The following is an 18,032-nucleotide window of genomic DNA, read 5'->3' as shown; positions in this document are numbered from 1 at the left end:
AAAAAGTAACAAAACATCCCAAGAGCCATACAAAAACTAAAACACAACATTGAGTTTTTAGTTAAAGTCAGTCAAATAGACTGACCTATAGTTATAAAACAGATACAAATAGCATCGACAACCCCTTCTAAAACACGAAAATAACAGCTGTTTATCTGTAGGGCAGATAGCTGACACTCGTTATAGACAAGACGTGAATACGAATGCCATAAGTTTGTAATTTATCGCCGTCCCCCAGCCCTGATAAGCAGAAAGCATCATTGCCGTCACAGACAACCGCGCCAAGGCCCTACCCATACGTAACAGACTGCTATCCATCGCATCCTTCTTGATCAGCAATGGCTTGTTGATGATACCCAACTCGCTGTTTAACACCCTGTTGGATATCCGTATCACCCTGGAGGGCTACTCCACGGAAACCGCCGGCGTTATCCAATCCGGTTTATTCCTTGGTATGTTGCTGGGAGCCTTGTTCGAGGTAAAGGTGGTAGTGGTGGTGGGCCATATCCGCGCCTATGCCGCCTTTGCATCCATCCTGTCAGTTACCGCCCTGCTGCATGTGTTGATGATCGAACCGATACTCTGGACCGCGCTGCGCATGCTGTCAGGATTTTTCTGGCCGGCATGTCGATGGTGACCGAAAGCTGGCTCAATGAACGAGCCAGCAACGAAAACCGCGGGCGCATACTATCGCTGCATAGGATCAACAGCTATGCCGCCATGGGTGTGGGCAGTTCCTGCTGCCTCTGGCCGATCCCGGCCAGTTTCACCTGTTCAGCCTGGCATCCATCATCTATTCCCTTGCGCTGGTACCCGTATTGCTGACCCGCTCGGTGGCACCTTACCTCCCCCAATACCAACGCCTGCCGTTGCTGGCCCTCTATCGTCGCTCATCGCTGGGGTTTATTGGTGCCGGCTGTGCAGGGCTGGTCAGTGCCTCCTTTCATGGACTGGGCCCCGTCTTTGCCCAGGGCCTTGGGCTGTCACTCGCCTCCACCTCGACATTCATGGCGTCCGTATTGCTAGGAGGGTTGATATTGCAGTGGCCTGTGGGCCGGCTCTCCGATCGTATGGATCGCCGCCGCGTGATGTGCGGTGTTGCCCTTGCCACTTCACTGGCCTGTTGGGGCCTGGTGGCGGTCATGGATACGGCACCGCAACTGCTGTATCTCAGCGGTGCCCTGTACGGCGGGCTGTCTTTTACCATTTACTCCCTGAGTGTGGCCTATTGCAACGACAAGGGAGCTCAGGGGCAGCGGGTACAGACCGCCATCGGGATGATCATCGCCTATGGTATCGGTGCCAGCATGGGCCCGGTGACGGCGGCCACAATCATGGGACAGACAGGCCCCCAGGGACTGTTCCTGTTCAACGCCACCATCACCGGCTCACTCGGCCTGCTGGCCTTCTATCACACCCGCTATTACCCCACCAGGGCAGAAGAAGAGCAGTGGCCCTTTATCGCCCTGTCGGATGCGCAGCTGACATCAAAAGAGCTCTATAATGCCGCCCTGCTGCAGCAGGAACAGCAGGAACAGCAGGAACAGCAGGAACAGCAGGAACAGCAGGAACAGCAGGAACAGCAGGAACAGCAGGAACAGCAGGAACAATATAACCCGCAACGGGAACACTGATACCAAACGGATGTTACCAACGGTGGACTGGTTAAATATAACGGCTGTGGATACTCGGTTCCGCCCCGAGCGGATACAGGCAGCTTGCTGCCCCATGAAGGCTCCGCCGCGCATATGCCCGCCATGATGAATGGCGGGCATGCTGGAAAAGCAGGCGCATTTTGCGGCCCTGATACGGCGGGCCTGTTTATCGAGGCCTAGTCTCTGTCTCTAATCATGCGATATCCATGATTTAGCTGTTCACCAGGCTGCGGGTACGCTCGAAGATATCCAGCCCCTGCTGTTTCAGCCAGTAAGGCAGGTCGATCAGCACCCAGTTTTCTGCCAGCTTGTCGCCGTCGCGGCGGTAGATATCCACCACCCGCATATCCGCCCGTACATTATTGCCCGGCAACCCCAGGAAGCCACCGACGGGGGTGTTGGTCAGATTCGGCCAGCCGAAGAAGCCGGCATAATTGCCCTCCGCAAAGCGGGCGATATGGCCGTTGAAGACCTTGTCCTTAAGCCCGGTTCTGAACGGATACTGATGCTGCTCCTGATAACGGCGAATGGTGTAGCTGGCGCCGATGCCGGCCGGCCCGTACCAGATCATATCCTCATGCCAGGTCTTGGCCAGCAGTTCAGGGGGGCAGCGATCGTTGCCGCTCTGGTTCAGTTCACTGAGATCCTTGACCATGCGGTTGACCAACTCCAGGGTTTTCACCCCTTCGGCCTGCTCCTGAGGCTGAAAGAGCAGCCCGTCATGGGTCCTGGGTCCCGGATAGATAAAAGACGCACCGGTCTGGGGCGGCAGCGGATTGATACCGGCCTGATGCATAACCCCGATGATATCGCAGAAGAAACCGCTGCGGACTATCTTGCCGTCCTTGATGCAGTTGAAGTCCGCATAACGCAGGAAGCTTATCTTGCGGGTTGCCGGAATACCCAGCCAGGGGTGATCCAGCAGCCCCATGAAGTGGCCCATGCTGACCACCCATTCGGTACCATCGATTTCATTGGTACCGGCGAAGAATACATCCTGACGGCGCTGGAGCGGCGACCATGCCTGATAGAAGGGTTTCCAGAAGGCCTCGACCACCGCCTCGCTGCCCCGCTGCTCGTTGAAGGGATAAACGCCGTACCACTGATAATCACTGCTGGCGTATTTTGCAACAACCGCACCGACCGTCTCCGCGGTCGCCATTTCCAGCTCGCGATAATATTCGAGCACGAGTGCCTTGCTTTCCTGGTATTGACTCATATGAGCTCCTGATATGGTGATGCGGGTTACAGCCTGCTGCCGGCGAGACGGGCGCCTTCGGACAGACTTTTTAGCTTGGCATAAGCAATGTCGGGATCAACGGCGCCAAAGCCGGCAAAGGTCCCGAAACCGCAGTCGGAGCCGGCAATCACTCGATCTGCCCCGACGATAGCAGCAAAACACGCGATGCGCTGGGCGACCAGCTCAGGGTGTTCCACAAAGTTGGTAGTACTGTCCACCACCCCGGGGACCAGGATTTTGCTGTCCGGGATCTCATGTTTCCGATCCCGGAATACGGTCCATTCATGAGCATGTCGCGGATTGGCCGCCTCGAACAACAGCTGGCTCGCTCGCGCCTTCATGAGGGTGGAAAATACCTTGTCCATATCGATATCACAGACATGGGGTCCCTCGTAATTACCCCAGCAGATATGCAGCCGCACCCTGTCTTCCGGAATGCGCTGCAGCGCATGGTTGAGCGCCTCCACATTGGCCTCGGCAACCTTCACAAATTCCCGATCCGACAGCTCACTGAACAACATATGCCGGGACAGCGCCAGATCGGGACAATCGAGCTGCAAATCGAGACCAGAGGCAATGATAAGCTCGTATTCTTCCTTCATTGCATCCGCCAGGGCCGCCAGATAGGCATCCCGGGTCGGGTAATAGTCATTCTGCATAAACAGTGAAATGACCCCCGGAGAGGCCGCATTCAAAAAACCGCGCTCCAGCCCCTGCCCGGACATCGCCGCCTTGAGATTGGCGATGTCTTTGTTCAGATCGTCATGCCCCTTGGCACGCACCTCTCCCCGGCACATGGGCCGCGCATAGGTCGGTGTGCCCCCCGAGTCCGCCAGCCGCTGCAGAAATCCGGGAAACAGCTTGAGATCGGCCGGCGCATTGCGCGGGCTGTCGCCGGCAAAACCGCTGTAGCGGTCCTTCACATAGGTGGCATAAGAAATCTTCGACGTCTCCCCGTCGCTGACGATGTCGACGCCGGCCTGCTTTTGCCTATGTACCGTTTCGGCCACCGCACGCTTCATGCAGGCGTCATACGCCGATTGATCGTACGCGTCGGCTCGTTCACGGGAAAAAATAAAATCAACCACGTCCTGCTGCCGTGGCAACGAACCCACATGGGTTGTTAGTATTCTGGTCATCCTCTGCAGTCTCTGTTCCAAGCGTGGCTGATACATATCGGGAGCAACATCCGCTGCCCCGTCAGACCTTCAACGCAACATTTATCGATATAAAATACTACGCATGCACTCCAGTCATGGGTGCTGCGCCTCTCCCACCGGGATTAGGCACGGGCCCGGATATCGCTGACAACAGGGCTTTCTCTACGGATCCGCTGCTCGGTCTTGGCATCGAAAATATACGCCTTGGACGGGTCTATCCTGATGCCGATCTCGGTATTGATATCCTGACGAAAATACCGGTCGGTACGCGCCGTCACGAAATCATCCCCCACCCGCACAGTCACCATGGTGGACTCCCCGGTCAGCTCCAACGAGTAGATAGGCGCATTGATCTGCCCTGTTCCAGCCGGCACCACCTCCAGATCTTCCGGCCGCACCCCGAGATAGACATCAGTATTAGAGCCAGATGAGACATCGGCCACCGCCATGCCAGGCCCGATAAAGCCGCCCTTTTCCATCGAGCCCCGAACGATATTCATGGGAGGAGAGCCAATAAAGGTCGCCACAAACAGGTTGGCCGGATCGTTGTAAATGGTCTCGGGTGTGCCCAGCTGCTGGATAACCCCCTTGTTGATCACCGCAATCCGGCTCGCCAGCGTCATGGCCTCAATCTGATCATGGGTTACGTAGACGGTGGTAGTTGCCAGCTCATGCTGCAAGTGTTTCAGCTGGGCCCGCATGGTGCCCCGCAGCTTGGCGTCCAGATTCGACAGGGGTTCGTCCATCAGAAACACCGCCGGCTGACGCACGATGGCGCGAGCCAACGCCACTCGCTGGCGCTGGCCACCGGAAAGCTCGCGCGGACGACGCTCCAGCAAGTTGCCAAGCTCGACCATCTCGGCTGCCTTCATGGCCTTTTCTTTGCGTTCTTCCTTGCCCATGCCACGGATTTTGAGGGGAAAGGCGATATTCTCCAGCACCGTCATCTGCGGGTACAAAGCGTAACTCTGGAAGACCATAGCCACATCACGATCCTTGGGTTCCAGATCGTTGACCCGCCGACCGCCGATGCAGACATCACCACCATCCGGATCTTCCAGACCGGCAATCATCCGCATGGTGGTGGTCTTGCCACAGCCTGAAGGTCCAAGCAGCACCAGGAACTCCTTGTCCTGTATTTCCAGCGTCAGGTCTTTTACCGCAATGAAATCACCCCATTGCTTGGTTACGTTTTTGAGGGTAATGCTCGCCATTGGAGCCTCCTGTCCTGTTTGTTGCGTCCTTAGCACTCCATGAACCCGCTGGTTTGTCGACCACATCATGCGATCATTCAGCAGTTTCACGGACCCGACTGTCTGTTGATATCCCGTACGAGGGCTGCCCGCTATAACCGCCCTGCCTATAGTAGCCTTGCCCGGTTTAGCAGTTTGTAATCGAATGGGAATGGCGGCGTTCTGCACCGGTCAGTAACCACTCGGTTATTTACCACGGTCAAAATGTACTACGAATGCAAAACGACTACAAGGATGATAACCTTTGAATAACGATTGTCATACAAGCGCTGTTCCAGCTATCCCCTGGCATCTGACCAATCATGCTAGAACAGCCTGTATCTGCCGTGTATCACCGACATTCACTTGGCAAGGAACCATATAAAATCATGCACCAGACCCACGAAGCCAACCACGAACACCATGACGCAGCCGTTCATTCCCCAACGGCACTGCTGCCCCTGGTGGACAGCCATCATCATCTCTGGCAACTCGATGCCCTGGACTACAAATGGCTCAAGGATGAGGGAGCCCTCAAGCCTTTTGGCGACCCCACACCCATTCAGCGGGACTATCTGATCGAGGAATATCGGCGAGATATCGCCAGTCAGCATGTCATCAAATCCGTTCATGTCCAGGCCGATGGCGCCATCACGGATCCGGTCACCGAAACCGCCTGGCTGCAGGCCATTGCCGACCGACACCCGGATCCCTTCCCCCACGCCATCGTCGGCTATGCAAACCTGGATGACGCATCGGCGGAAGACGTACTGCAACGCCATTGCCAGCATCGGAATATGCGGGGCATACGGCAGATCTTGAGTCATCATCCCGACAGCCGGCTGTCCTTTACAGCAAAAGAGTATCTGGACTCACCCACCTGGCGCCACAACTTTGCCAAACTCGCCCCGCTAGGGCTGAGCTTTGACCTGCAGCTCTATCCCCACCAGATGCAACAGGCCGCCCGTTTCCTGGAGCAACACCCGGACGTACCGGTGGTCATCGACCATGCCGGCAGCCCCTGGGATCAAAGCCCCGTTGGATTGGCAGCCTGGAAATACTCCCTAAGCTTACTGGCAGAACTAGAACAGGTGTACGTCAAGATGTCCGGCCTGGGCATGTTCGACCGGCATTGGAATGAGCAACGACTAAGCTTTGTCACCGACACCCTGCTGGAACTGTTCGGCAGCAAACGGGTAATGGTGGGCTCGAATTTTCCGGTGGACAGCCTGAGCGCAAGCTACGATCAGGTGATGGAGAGCTACCGTCGCCAATTGCTGCAACTGAGCACAGACGAACAAACCAATATATTGGCAGCCAATGCCGAGCGATTTTATCGCATCTGAAGAAAATATCCTGCGGTGAAACTACCGCAGGATATTTTCCCGGCAAGTTAGGAACAGCAACACACTGTACCCGCCAGCAAGCGTTTTGGCTCAAAACTTGCCGCTTGCCACTGACTCCACATCATGCCCTTTAGGGAGGGGCGTTTCCGGCTCTGATTTGTGATGTAACTAAAATAGGGATGTTTACATAATAATATCGCAGCTGGCCAACACCTCCTCGAAAGGCATGAATTCGGGCCCCATATCGTATCGCCCCTTGTGAGCTGAAAACACAACGTCCATACCCAGGGCGCGACCAATCTTGGTCATGTGCTGACCCAGAATGCCCTCTCCGATAATACCCAGCCGGCTGCCCACCAGATCCCTTATCGGATGATTGAAAAAACAGAACTGTCCTGATTGTCCCCACTGGCCGCTTTTGACATCCAAACTATGGGCGATCAGGTTTAGTGAATTTCAGCCGATTTACCAACCGCTTGCTTCAGCATCTCAATATCAAAATCCGGATCCTTGATCGCATCCAGTATCACTTTCTCTCGCGCAGCAATGGTCTTAATTGCAGCCGGCAGCTTGTGCACCGCCTCGAAAGGGATGACGGCGGCGCCATGCTTGTCCGCATGCAGTAAGTCACCATGCTTGACGTTCATACCAAATATCTCGACTTCGCCCCCGTAATCGACCACATGCACGTAAGCATGGCTGGGGTTTATACTTCCGCCCAGGTCCTGAAAACCCCTGGCACTGTCATCAATATCCCGGAACGAACCATTGGTTATCGCGCCGACAGAGCCGAGCTTCTGATGTAGCGCAGTGTGCACTTCCCCCCAGTGAGCGCCAAGCCCTGGATTAGCATCGATATCCTGAACCACAACAATTGTCGGCCCTACTCCGTTGGACGTATATTCATAATACTCCAACGCCTTGGCACGTTTTTCGGCCGGGCAAAATGGGCTTGTCGACCTGATCATGGCCGTTCGTGCATAACCCACTATGGGCGGCAAGTCAGAATCTAAAGCGACGAATTGGGTACGGGTAAAGCCAGTCAAACGCGACTTTTCCGGCATTGCGATATCCAGCGCATTACAGATCGTCGGGGTATCATATTGACGAAGATACTCCAGCATCTCGGTCTCTATGAGGGGATGGCTTGCAATTGCATCAGACATTTCAGTTATCCCTTTTGAAGTTAAACTCAGCAGTGTTCAGGCTCACGGAACTCACTCAACAAAAGGTACTACGAATGCAATCTAGCCACAAGAATGATAACCTTTTAATAACACTTGAGTTACAAAGACAGTTGACATCTCCTCCTGAAGGGCTTTAGGCCAAGGCAATAAATCGGTCTACATTCATCCAAAAGAAGCCCAGGAAGCTTTGCATTAGACCCAAATAAACAACCCTCACCACAATAAATCAGACACTTCCTGGAATCAGCTGCATCCTTTGGTTGATAGCCATTATTTTCTCTGGCAACTGGAAACACTGGACTACAAATGGCTCAAGGATAAGGGGACCCCCAAGCCCTTCGGCGACCCCTCACCCACTCAGCGGGATTATCTGGTCAAAGAATATCAGTGAGATATCGTTCGTCAGCACCTCAGTGCATGTCCAGGCCGATGGCGCCATGGGCGATCCGGTTGCCGAGACCAAATGGTTGCAGGCCGTTGCCGAGCAAAACCCCGAACACGACCCTCATGCCATCATCGGCTTTGCAGATCTGGATGAGGCGTCAGCACCACGGCATTATTGGTCAGCTCATCGCTGGCCACAAACAGCAGTGTGTTGTGCCTTTCTCATGCCTCAACTGCTGATTCCGTTCGTTGACAGGGCGGATCATGGGTAAGACAGATGTGCCCTGATTTAGGAATCAGTGCCTAATGCTAAAAGTGGGTACCGCAAAAATTGATGCTGCAGTCATCACAATATTAGGTCTGTAGCTTATTTTACCTTGACTGTCGCTTAAATTGAGCTAAAAATGAATACGCATGCATAACCATTATTTTACACTCTGCGCGCCCTACTGCGACTCAGGGTGGTAATGGACGCTGCATATATAACTATTCCATCAAGGAGCGATATCGATGTATAAAAAAGCATTAACTCTTGCGGGTGCCATAGGCTTGCTAGTTGCCGGCCAGGCATTGGCAGAAGAGCGATTGGCTTTTGGTGCCACTAACTCTCAGTCGGCCCATTACGCCTACTTTGCTTCTCTAGTAAAAGTGGTCAACAAAGCGTATCCCGACTACCAGGCATCGGTTGTTGAAACCGGTGCAACTGTGGATAACCTAAAACGGATGGCTCGTAACCAGCTCGATATCGGTTTGGTAACAACCAGCACTCTTTATCAGGCATACAATGGCGTTAAATCTTTTGAAGGGCGCCCCATAGAGTCAAAACTACTATGGGCTTACAGCCTGGCACCACAAAATGTTGTAGTCAGACGTGACAGTGGGGTGAGTACCATTGCCGAGCTCGAAGGCAAGGAACTGGGACCTGGTCAGCGAGGCTCTTCGACAGAGTCTACATCACTGGAAGTTCTCGAACTTATGGGCATTAAGCCGAATTGGAAACGCGGCTCCAACGGAGAGCTGGCAGCAGCGATAAAGGATAATCGGGCCATCGGTTTCGTCAAATCGGCGGTCGGCACCAAGTTTGATGCGCTTACCACCGATATTGCTACCTTTACACCGGTCCAGGTTTTGGGTCTCACTGATGCACAAGAACAATTGATCGTTGAAAAACTGCCGGAATTATCCATCGTAGAAATGCCGGGAGGGGAAATGGAACACAGTGGACCATACTCTACGTGGGGGTTCATGATCGGTGTTGCGGCATCTCCCGAACTTGATGATGAGACTGCATACAATATTGTCAAAGCCGTTATGGAAGACAAGGTCGAGCAGGCAGCAGCCTATGCCGATGTAAAAGGTCAGAACCTGGCTGAATTGACACTTAAGTATGCAACCTCCCCCCTGCATCCAGGAGCCATTCGTTATTTTGAAGAAATAGGGTTGAACGTACCGGAACGTCTGCGTTAACCCGATTGGCACATAGCTGTGATATCGAAAGTATCAGTTCGATATCACAGCTTATTTTATATTGCATTACACCTTCAGAGAGTGCCTATGTCTCAAAATATCTCCCAAGCCACACAGGATCATACGAATAGTTCATCTTTATTGCCGTTCAAAGAGTTATCGGCAGCAGCAGTTGCAATAATGATTGGTTGCTTCGTATTCTATACATCTTTTTATGGTGCGTTCGAGACGCTGATACAGCGATCGCTCTTCGTGTCTATGGTCACCATTCTTGGCCTGCTTATGTATCCATTAGGACAAGGCAAGAGTTGGCGGATGCTTGGCATATTACTGGATTTCAGTGCAGGTCTAATTGTAGTAACGACAACGACCTATATTATCATTAACTTTGATGTCATCATGAATGAACAGCCGTTCGCCGAAGATATTGATATCTATCTCGGGCTTGGTACTCTGCTCGTTATACTTGAACTTGCTCGCCGAACAACCAGTCCGCTCTTTCCAATATTGGTTGGTTCAGCCATCGTTTATGCTTACTTTGGCGACTTAATTCCCGGTGCCTTTGGTCATCGGGGGTTCGATATAGACTACATTTCCGAGATTATATTACTTTCTGATCGTGGGCTTTGGGGAATGCTGGTAGGTATCGCTTCCACTACTCTGGCGGCCTTTGTACTGTTTGGTAGCCTTTTACTTCATACAGGAGCAGGACAGACATTTTTCGATCTTTCAGCACGGGCAGGTGGCCGTTCTCCCGGTGGTGCAGCCAAGATTGCAACCGTTGCCTCCGGTCTGTTTGGAACTATCAGTGGTAGTTCGGTCGCCAATGTCGCCACCACGGGTAATTTTACCATTCCCTTAATGAAACGTCTGAAGTATCCCGCCGCGTTTGCAGGTGGTGTTGAAGCCATTGCCTCAACAGGTGGACAACTGGCGCCGCCAATTATGGGTACAGCCGCCTTTGTGATGGCTGAACTCGTCGGAGAAAATTACTGGAAAATTGCCCTATCAGCATTAATCCCTGCCATCCTGTTATATATAGGTATTTTTACCAGCGTTCACCTGATCGCCAAGCGCCGTAATCTTGGTCAAGTGTCTGATGAGGAGCTGCCTGATTGGCGGTCTGCACTTAACTGGCGTCGGTTGTCCCCGATTGTTTGTGCTGCACTAGGTCTTGCCATCGGCATTGTGCAGGGGAATTCCATCGGACTCACGGCCTGCTTTGGCATGATAGGAATCATTATTGCCTATGTGGTGGCCAGCCGTAGTGAGGGAATCCAATGGCGGGTAATAGGTAAAACCCTGATACGCGCCCTGGAAGATGGAGGCCGCGGCATATTGATTGTGGGCATCCTGTTAATTGCTGCCCAGGTCTTTGTTGCCATGGTGAATCTGACAGGCATTGGGGTTGCAATTACTGGTGCCATCCTAGAGCTTGGACAGGGCAATACCTGGCTCATTGCGATTATCATGGCCATCGTATGTCTGATTGCTGGTATGGGTCTCCCTACGTCGGCTGCTTATGTACTGGTCGCAGCCGTTTTTGCACCGGCTCTCATCCAGCTGGGTATCGATCCGCTGGCTGTGCACCTGTTTGTGCTCTACTATGCAGCTTTGTCGGTTGTTACTCCGCCGGTTTGCGTGGCGGTATTCGTATCTGCGATGATTAGCAAAGAGCCTTGGGGGCGCGTAGCCGCTTATACTCTGCGATTAGGAGGAGCAGCCTATGTGATCCCTATGCTGTTGTTGGTTTATCCGGGGTTGTTAGGTAATGGTGGCGTTCAGGCGATTGCTCTGGGTGTTGCCTCCGGCGTAGGTTTCACTCTTTCAGCGGCATCTTTCTTTGCTGCCCAGCCGGTATTTGGTAAAGATAATTACTCTTGGTGCTTATGGCTTCTCCCTATTGGAATGGCCATTTATCCGAGCTGGGTTACTACGATTTCGGCCCTACTTATCCTGAGTGTCGTATATAAAGTTTTGCTACCTAAATCATATCGTCATGATGGTGCACATCCAGCCGAAGAAGTATAACGATATTATCAATAACCAATAAATACGCCGGTCAATCTGACCGGCGTTTACTTCCCTAACCCCTATAGGTTAATAATATAATCACCATAACCTGACAATGGTTATACCAACTTCAATAACAATCTGATCATCGTTTAAGCCTGTACTCATCGTCAACTCAGTCGCTTCCCACAACACGTTAAATAACGATTGTCATACAAGCGCTGTTCCCGCTATCACCCTGACATCTGACCCATCATGCTTCGAGGGATATCGGCGAGATATTGTTTGTCTGCACGCTAACAAGTCAGTTCATGTCCAGGCGGATGGCGCAATGGGCAACCCGGTTGCCGAACAAAACCCCGGACATTACCCTCCTGCCATCGTCGGCTATGCAGATCTGGATGACGATTCGGCGGAAGACGTAATGCAACACCATTGCCAAAATCGGAATATGCAAGGCATACATCAGATCTTGAGTCATCATCCAGAGGTCGGCTGACCCTTACTGCAAAAGTGTATCTTGAGCCACCCACTCCCCCTGCAGTATGCCTACTACAGGGTCCTTTCCAACAGATAGAGCGCCGCTACCACCAGCAACGACATCACTGTCAGATACCCCAGGTTCCAACGCATTATCTGAAAGGAATCCACCCCGTAACGGCCCTGCACCGCCAGGTTCATCCCCGACAAGGGTCCTACCACGGCGCCAAGAGACCAGGATGCCAGGAAGGCCAGCGCCAGCAGGGTATGATCCGGCTCAAGCGGCGCCAACAGCGAGCCAACAAAGGCAATACTGATGATGGGGTGCACCCCCACCAGCGACAGCAGCACTATGGCCCCGTAGCACAGGGAAGCCTCGAACGCGCCGAAGCCGTTCAGCGACAGACCGCCGCCCATGCCCGACACCAGCAGCTCCAGGCCATAGCCGAGCACACCCGCGCACTGAAACAGCATCAACTCGTTGGCCATCTGCGGCAACCGACCGCTGATCTGCCGGTTTAATATCCCCAAAGGCTCGCGGCTGCGCCACGGCAGCACCAGCAAGGTCAGCAGCGGGGTCAGCACGGTGATCACCGCCAGCACCGATAGCGCCGGGTAAAGCCGGTGCATCACGAATACCACCGCCGCCAGCAGCAGGGGCAGCCAGAGGGCCCCGTAATGCATGGGATAACCGGTAAATTCAACCTTGTCCGTGCCTTCTGCCCGCCCCTGCAGCCAGAAGGCAAGCAACAACGACAGGGCAGCCAGCGGAATACTCACCAGCCAGACGGCGGACAGCCGGGCGTCCGGGGCAAAACTCAGGGCCACCGCCATGGCGGCAAAGAAGGGCGACCACAGGGCCGCACCGGAAAAACCGCGCACCAGCACCAGTACCTGCTCCCGGTTAAGGGCGCGGCGGCGAGCGAGCCGGTCACCGATGATAAAGATGGCTGACAAGTTGATCACGGCGCCGAACAGGTGCACCGCCATCAGGGTGGTACCGACCGCGCGCCGCCCCCTGGGCAGCCGCTCGTCTTGCTGTTCGGCCGGCTGGCTGACCAGCCCCAGGAAGCTCACCGCCACCAGCATGGACAGCAGCGCACTGTTGCCTGCCAGCAGGCGCTCCGGATCCATAACCGTCCCCTGCGCCTGGCTCCACAGCAGACACAAGGTCCCCAGGGCCAACAGCACCAGCGACTGAATGCGATTACGACGGGCCAGCCGGGGCCAGAGCAGGACGGATGCCACCCCATAGGCTACCCCGGGCCAGGCCGGTGACAGGTCGGCGCCCAGGATGCGGGCGATCATCAGCAGCAAGCCAGCGGCAACAAACCAGCCGGCCAGCGGCTGGCGATAGCGGCCAAGCAAGCTGCTGCCACAACTTATCAAATTGTATCTCTCTGAAAGTTTTACCTGAGTCACTCTCTCCTGCCCTGTTGCATCAGTACTGGCCAGACTGAATGGTATAGCGCATATTCTCGACCACCCCGTCCGACACAAAAAAGCCCGGAGCGCTGTGCGGCTGCGGGCAAAAATCATCATAGGCGGCTTGGCACAAGGCTGTCTACCAACCGTTCACCTTACTGCTAACCCTGCGCATGAGGCATATGCAATTGCTCGGGCAAACGGGCCGAGCCCCTGACCACCAGTTCCCCCTTCTCCATCAATGCGACCATCGGCTGTTTGGGGTCATTAATGCAATCAACCAGGGTCTGAACCGTCAGCTCGACCATTTTCTCAGCCGGCGGACGTACTGTCGTCAAACGGTAGCCTTCCCAGCCGGCACTGGCGATATCGTCAAATCCGATAACGGAGACATCTTCCGGAATACGCAGGTTCAGTTTGCCCCGAATGGCATCCATCACGCCCAACGCCATGATATCGTTGGCACAAAAAAGGGCGTCCGGCTTGTCTTCTCCTGCAAACAAACGCAATGCCGCCTCGAAACCACCCTCATAGGTGTAATGGCCCACTTCACGCAGCGGCGAAGGCATGCGTCGTTCCCTGATCCGGGAAGTGAACCCATATTCACGATCCTGGTTGGTAGAGGTATTTTCCACCCCAGCGATATAACCGAGCCGGCGATGCCCCGCATCCAGCAAGAGATCGGCCACATTTCTGGCAGCATCGATGTTATCACAACACACCGAGCTGGCCTCGGCCTGGGGAACATAGCGATTGAACAGGGCCACCGGGGTACCCAGCTTGGCACAATAATTGGCCATTTCGGATGATAGGGTGACGGAGGTAATCACGACTCCATCCACCTGGTATTCCAGCAGCCGAGGCAGCAAGTCATCAATATTCTGATCCCGGGAGGCCATGAACAGCATGACCCTGTGGCCCCGCTCCTGAAACAACCGCATAAACATATCCAGCACAGCGGGATAAAACGGATTAACGATATCCGCCATCACGATGCCGATCATATTCGAGCGTCGGCTGATCAGGCTTCTCGCGATGGCATTCGGTTGATACCCCAGCTTCTTCGCGGCGGCAAACACCTTTTCCTTGGTTGCCTCCGAGACACTGGCTCCGGGCGTATAAGCCCTGGAAACGGCTGATTGCGAGACGCCAGCCTCTTTTGCCACATCAGAGGAAGTGACTCTTTCAGGCCTCATAACCTGTTCCTTCTATAACTTGAATTACGCTCACTATGCCCAACCAGGACGCCTGGCCAAGCCCCGGATTGCTCCCCACATTAGATACGCATGCAAGCGCCAGATAACCATACTCTCTACACTTCCAGCCTCTATACCCTGCATCTGTGATGGCTGGCGGCAGAAGAAAGAAGAAACTTTACCCGTCGATTAAAATGAAGACCGGCTTGCATGCGCAATGGAGAAAAACTGAACACAGTATATCCTGTTGAACAAGGGTCACCAACAGCATAAATGCAATTAGCTGCGGTTAATCGGGCAATGCAATTGCATTCGAACCCATAGCGTGCCATGTTGATCGCCCGACATGGTTTCAGCCGCAATGCATAAGTACATGTAACGAGGGATATGAAGATTTATGAGTAGAATACCACTGCTATTGCTGCCCGGTACCCTGTGCAACCACCGTTTGTGGGCACATCAGGTCCTGCATCTGTCCGATATCGCCCAGCCAATGGTCATGGATGTGGGTAGCCATCCATCTACCGAGTCCCAGGCACGGCAACTGCTGCAACAGGCCCCCTCCCGCTTCGCCCTTGCCGGCCTTTCCTATGGGGGCATTCTGGCCCTCGAGGTGATGCGCCAGGCGCCCGAGCGGATCAGTCACCTGGCCTTGCTGAATACCAATGCGCGACCGGATATCCCGGAAAATGAAGCGAGCCGGCGCAGACAGCTGCAACATGCACAGCGGCAGGGACTGGAGTCCCTGCTGAGGGAAACCCTGATCCCCCTTTATCTGCACGAAGATAATCGGGATAACTCACCACTGATACAGACTATTGTTGATATGGCTGTGGCGTGCGGCATGGAGGTGTTTTACAACCAGCTTGAGGCAGTCAGGACACGAGCCGACAGCCGGCCCACCCTGGGAGCAATCCATTGCCCAACCCTGGTACTGGGTGGAAAGGAAGACGTGATTTGTAACCCCGATCGCCATCAGGAAATGGCCGAAGAGATCCCTGATGCCAGGCTGGTGCTGTTGGAGCGCTGTGGCCACCTGTCGACGCTGGAACAGCCTGAGGTGGTTACCGCCGAACTGCGGGCCTGGCTGTCGCGATAGTCCCAGATTGAAACATAGGTAAGGAAAAGACGCCTGTGTCCTGGTCATTACAAGACACAGGCGTACATACAAGTAAGGAGTTAGAGGATCTGCGCCTCATCGGCCTGAACGCCATTCACGACGTTGAAGCAGAAGCCGTCTTCGGGCCCGATATTCTCCAGCCGCTTGGGTACACCGGCCGGTATGGAAATCACATCCCCCGCCCCCATCTCCAGCGAGCCTTGCTCTCCCTGCTGTCCCCAGCTCAGGCGCCATTGGCCGCGACTGACGTGCCACACTTCCTGCTCGCCGCGTACCGTGACCGAGGTACCCTGGCCCGGCACGGCGGCGATGCCATAGAGGTTGAATCCGGCCTGATCATCCTGGAGGATAACGGGTGTGCCGGACTGTCCGGTCGGGCCGATAATATGATGCCGCACGTATTCGGTGCCGAGCCCGGCATTACCGAGCCGGGTTCCCAGTTCAGGCCTGAGCTGCTCGGTTGTGCAGACAAAGCGCGCCAGCATCTCTGCCACACTGTACTCGTCGAAACGGGCGACCTCTTGCGCCGACATCGGTTGTACCGGCTGATGACCGGCGGGGATGGTTTCACCGGCCTTGGTATCAATCAGGGTGCCATCTTCCAGCAACACCAGGCCATGATCCTGAGCCGCTTCCAGCACCTGCGGGGCCCACACCACACCACCGCCACAATCATCACCGCCCAGCACGGTAAACATCATGCCGTAGTCGTCGCCGATATTCTGAAAGCCGCGGAACATGTTGGTGGGAACATTGACCACTTCGCCCGGCTTGACCACGGCCTCGTGCTGACCCTGGGCTCCCCAGAAGATGCGCCAGGTACCGGAAAAAACCATGAACACTTCGGCAGAGAAATGACTATGCAGTGAATTGGTAATATGTGGCGGCTGACCGGCGGCTCCAATGTTGTAACCATGCGGCAGGCGCAGGTGCACATGTTGATTCGGGTTTTCTGCTACACCCGGGCCGATAATGCAGAAATTGTCTTTCTTGTCACTATTGGGGGTATGGGCGTCGATAAATGCCGATTTGCAGGGGATCAATTCATTGTAACGAATGAGACGCCCTTGCATGGTTTCCCGGCTTACTGACTGAATATTCATTTACTTCACCTCTCATTGATAAAGTTGCTGCGCTGACAGCATCCCTTCAGGCACCCGGACTCGCCTGTTGCTCCGCCTCGGCCCATTCGGCGCTGTCCAGCAGGGCTCTGAATCCGTCCTGGATCATCTTGTGCTCGGATGCCATGCCGAAAAAGCTGACATCTTGCGCCAGAAAATGGGGAACTTCGGTCATATCCGGCAGGAACATGCCCACTGTCATCTTCTTGTCCCGACCGGCCTGGCACACCTTCATGGTCGCTTCCTCCACGACCGCATCCTGCATGCTGGTCGCGCCGTAGGCCACCGCCAGATCCACCCGGCCGATAAACAGGCAATCCAGTCCTTCCACAGCGGCAATGTCTTCGATGGCATCGACGCCTTCCGGATCTTCTATCTGTGCAATCACTACCGTATTGGCTGCCGAGTTGGCCTTGTGGCGGGCCATGGGCACTGTGCCATAGCCTGCGGCTCGGGTGGAGCCTGCATAACCGCGGCCACCTGCACCGTAATGGGCCGCCTTGACCAGTGCCTCGGCCTGGGCCGCCGACTTGACATGGGGCACCATGATGCCGTCGGCACCCAGATCCAGCGCATTAAGAATGGTACCGGGTGCATCATCGGGAATGCGGACCACGACACGACATCCCTTGAGCCGTGCCGTCATCACACACAGATCCAGCGCCTCACGACCGAAGGGTGCGTGCTCTGCATCCAGGATCAGAAAATCCAGCCCCGTGTCTGCCAGTACCTCAACAATGATTGGCGACGGCGTTTTTACAAAGGTCCCCATCATGGGCGCCTTGCTTTTCAAATCTTGTTTAAGTGTATTTGCTGTGGCCATGGCCCCCCCTTGTGCTTGTTGCGACGTGCAACCGCTCTGATTCATCAAAAGCGGTACCCCTGTCCCCGAGCGGCCTGATAACCGGCCCGAAACAGACTGCGAAGATAAAAAAACAGATCACCGGTTGCTTAAACCGCTGATCTGAAAGCCCGTGACCGGGATAACGCCAGCTTAAGCCCGCCG

General features: G+C 54.6%; 15 protein-coding genes. 6 read left to right on the top strand and 9 right to left on the bottom strand.

Going from position 1 to position 18,032, the window contains the following annotated elements; genetic code table 11:
• The first annotated feature begins 346 nt into the window (after positions 1-346).
• A complete protein-coding gene (locus DCS96_RS03745) occupies positions 347-637 on the top strand; it encodes an MFS transporter (RefSeq protein ID WP_198649909.1) in 291 nt (96 codons plus the stop codon).
• A 181-nt stretch (positions 638-818) separates the two neighbouring features.
• Positions 819-1,634, top strand: coding sequence for an MFS transporter (locus tag DCS96_RS03735; RefSeq protein ID WP_116473001.1), 816 nt, complete (start codon positions 819-821; stop codon positions 1,632-1,634).
• A gap of 232 nt (positions 1,635-1,866) precedes the next feature.
• On the opposite strand, the gene DCS96_RS03730 is transcribed toward DCS96_RS03735, so the two are convergent.
• The 3 genes from DCS96_RS03730 to DCS96_RS03720 form a co-directional block, all read right to left on the bottom strand.
• A complete protein-coding gene (locus DCS96_RS03730) occupies positions 1,867-2,874 on the bottom strand; it encodes a nuclear transport factor 2 family protein (RefSeq protein ID WP_116473000.1) in 1,008 nt (335 codons plus the stop codon).
• A gap of 26 nt (positions 2,875-2,900) precedes the next feature.
• The gene (locus DCS96_RS03725; RefSeq protein WP_116472999.1) at positions 2,901-4,034 is read right to left on the bottom strand and encodes a cobalamin-independent methionine synthase II family protein; all 1,134 of its coding nucleotides are present in this window, start codon (positions 4,032-4,034) and stop codon (positions 2,901-2,903) included.
• A gap of 143 nt (positions 4,035-4,177) precedes the next feature.
• Positions 4,178-5,269, bottom strand: a complete 1,092-nt coding sequence (locus DCS96_RS03720) for an ABC transporter ATP-binding protein (protein ID WP_116472998.1) — start codon at positions 5,267-5,269, stop codon at positions 4,178-4,180.
• 407 nt (positions 5,270-5,676) lie between these two features.
• On the opposite strand from DCS96_RS03720, the gene DCS96_RS03715 reads away from it, so the two are divergent.
• Positions 5,677-6,633 carry an amidohydrolase family protein gene (locus DCS96_RS03715; protein WP_157953570.1) on the top strand — a complete coding sequence of 319 codons (957 nt, stop codon included), beginning with the start codon at positions 5,677-5,679 and terminating at the stop codon, positions 6,631-6,633.
• Between the two features lie 183 nt (positions 6,634-6,816).
• Here DCS96_RS03715 and DCS96_RS19030 read toward each other — a convergent pair whose 3' ends face one another.
• Together DCS96_RS19030 and DCS96_RS03705 are read right to left on the bottom strand one after the other, a co-directional pair.
• Positions 6,817-7,062, bottom strand: a complete 246-nt coding sequence (locus tag DCS96_RS19030) for an NAD(P)-dependent oxidoreductase (RefSeq protein WP_157953569.1) — start codon at positions 7,060-7,062, stop codon at positions 6,817-6,819.
• Positions 7,063-7,079: 17 nt separating this feature from the next.
• A complete protein-coding gene (locus tag DCS96_RS03705) occupies positions 7,080-7,799 on the bottom strand; it encodes an RraA family protein (protein WP_116472995.1) in 720 nt (239 codons plus the stop codon).
• Positions 7,800-8,714: 915 nt separating this feature from the next.
• On the opposite strand from DCS96_RS03705, the gene DCS96_RS03700 reads away from it, so the two are divergent.
• Both DCS96_RS03700 and DCS96_RS03695 read left to right on the top strand, forming a co-directional pair.
• Complete coding sequence (locus DCS96_RS03700) at positions 8,715-9,671, top strand: TAXI family TRAP transporter solute-binding subunit (protein ID WP_116472994.1); 957 nt, start codon at positions 8,715-8,717, stop codon at positions 9,669-9,671.
• A gap of 87 nt (positions 9,672-9,758) precedes the next feature.
• Entirely contained in the window at positions 9,759-11,702 is a 1,944-nt protein-coding gene (locus DCS96_RS03695; protein ID WP_116472993.1) for a TRAP transporter permease, read from the top strand.
• 534 nt (positions 11,703-12,236) lie between these two features.
• Here the strand turns inward: DCS96_RS03695 and DCS96_RS03685 are convergent.
• Together DCS96_RS03685 and DCS96_RS03680 are read right to left on the bottom strand one after the other, a co-directional pair.
• Positions 12,237-13,553, bottom strand: coding sequence for a hypothetical protein (locus tag DCS96_RS03685; RefSeq protein ID WP_116472991.1), 1,317 nt, complete (start codon positions 13,551-13,553; stop codon positions 12,237-12,239).
• Positions 13,554-13,750: 197 nt separating this feature from the next.
• The gene (locus DCS96_RS03680) at positions 13,751-14,785 is read right to left on the bottom strand and encodes a LacI family DNA-binding transcriptional regulator (RefSeq protein WP_116472990.1); all 1,035 of its coding nucleotides are present in this window, start codon (positions 14,783-14,785) and stop codon (positions 13,751-13,753) included.
• Positions 14,786-15,182: 397 nt separating this feature from the next.
• Between DCS96_RS03680 and DCS96_RS03675 the strand changes: the two genes are divergently transcribed.
• Entirely contained in the window at positions 15,183-15,884 is a 702-nt protein-coding gene (locus tag DCS96_RS03675; RefSeq protein ID WP_116472989.1) for an alpha/beta fold hydrolase, read from the top strand.
• A gap of 80 nt (positions 15,885-15,964) precedes the next feature.
• On the opposite strand, the gene DCS96_RS03670 is transcribed toward DCS96_RS03675, so the two are convergent.
• Positions 15,965-17,008 (bottom strand): cupin domain-containing protein, encoded by a 1,044-nt coding sequence (locus DCS96_RS03670; protein ID WP_116472988.1) that lies wholly within the window; start codon positions 17,006-17,008, stop codon positions 15,965-15,967.
• Positions 17,009-17,054: 46 nt separating this feature from the next.
• Complete coding sequence (locus DCS96_RS03665; RefSeq protein ID WP_116472987.1) at positions 17,055-17,849, bottom strand: HpcH/HpaI aldolase family protein; 795 nt, start codon at positions 17,847-17,849, stop codon at positions 17,055-17,057.
• Between the last annotated feature and the right edge of the window lie 183 nt (positions 17,850-18,032).

Source organism: Zobellella maritima (assembly GCF_003075035.1).
Lineage (GTDB): Bacteria > Pseudomonadota > Gammaproteobacteria > Enterobacterales > Aeromonadaceae > Oceanimonas > Oceanimonas maritima.
Note: the sequence above shows the minus strand (reverse complement) of the source record. Positions and strands in the feature narration are given on the sequence as shown.

What these genes read in the sequence shown, in the direction of transcription:
- DCS96_RS03730 (WP_116473000.1), bottom strand. Translation starts at nt 2,874, where the DNA reads ATGAGTCAATACCAGGAAAGCAAGGCACTCGTGCTCGAATATTATCGC.
- DCS96_RS03725 (WP_116472999.1), bottom strand. Translation starts at nt 4,034, where the DNA reads ATGACCAGAATACTAACAACCCATGTGGGTTCGTTGCCACGGCAGCAG.
- DCS96_RS03720 (WP_116472998.1), bottom strand. Translation starts at nt 5,269, where the DNA reads ATGGCGAGCATTACCCTCAAAAACGTAACCAAGCAATGGGGTGATTTC.
- DCS96_RS03715 (WP_157953570.1), top strand. Translation starts at nt 5,677, where the DNA reads ATGCACCAGACCCACGAAGCCAACCACGAACACCATGACGCAGCCGTT.
- DCS96_RS03705 (WP_116472995.1), bottom strand. Translation starts at nt 7,799, where the DNA reads ATGTCTGATGCAATTGCAAGCCATCCCCTCATAGAGACCGAGATGCTG.
- DCS96_RS03700 (WP_116472994.1), top strand. Translation starts at nt 8,715, where the DNA reads ATGTATAAAAAAGCATTAACTCTTGCGGGTGCCATAGGCTTGCTAGTT.
- DCS96_RS03695 (WP_116472993.1), top strand. Translation starts at nt 9,759, where the DNA reads ATGTCTCAAAATATCTCCCAAGCCACACAGGATCATACGAATAGTTCA.
- DCS96_RS03680 (WP_116472990.1), bottom strand. Translation starts at nt 14,785, where the DNA reads ATGAGGCCTGAAAGAGTCACTTCCTCTGATGTGGCAAAAGAGGCTGGC.
- DCS96_RS03675 (WP_116472989.1), top strand. Translation starts at nt 15,183, where the DNA reads ATGAGTAGAATACCACTGCTATTGCTGCCCGGTACCCTGTGCAACCAC.
- DCS96_RS03670 (WP_116472988.1), bottom strand. Translation starts at nt 17,008, where the DNA reads ATGAATATTCAGTCAGTAAGCCGGGAAACCATGCAAGGGCGTCTCATT.
- DCS96_RS03665 (WP_116472987.1), bottom strand. Translation starts at nt 17,849, where the DNA reads ATGGCCACAGCAAATACACTTAAACAAGATTTGAAAAGCAAGGCGCCC.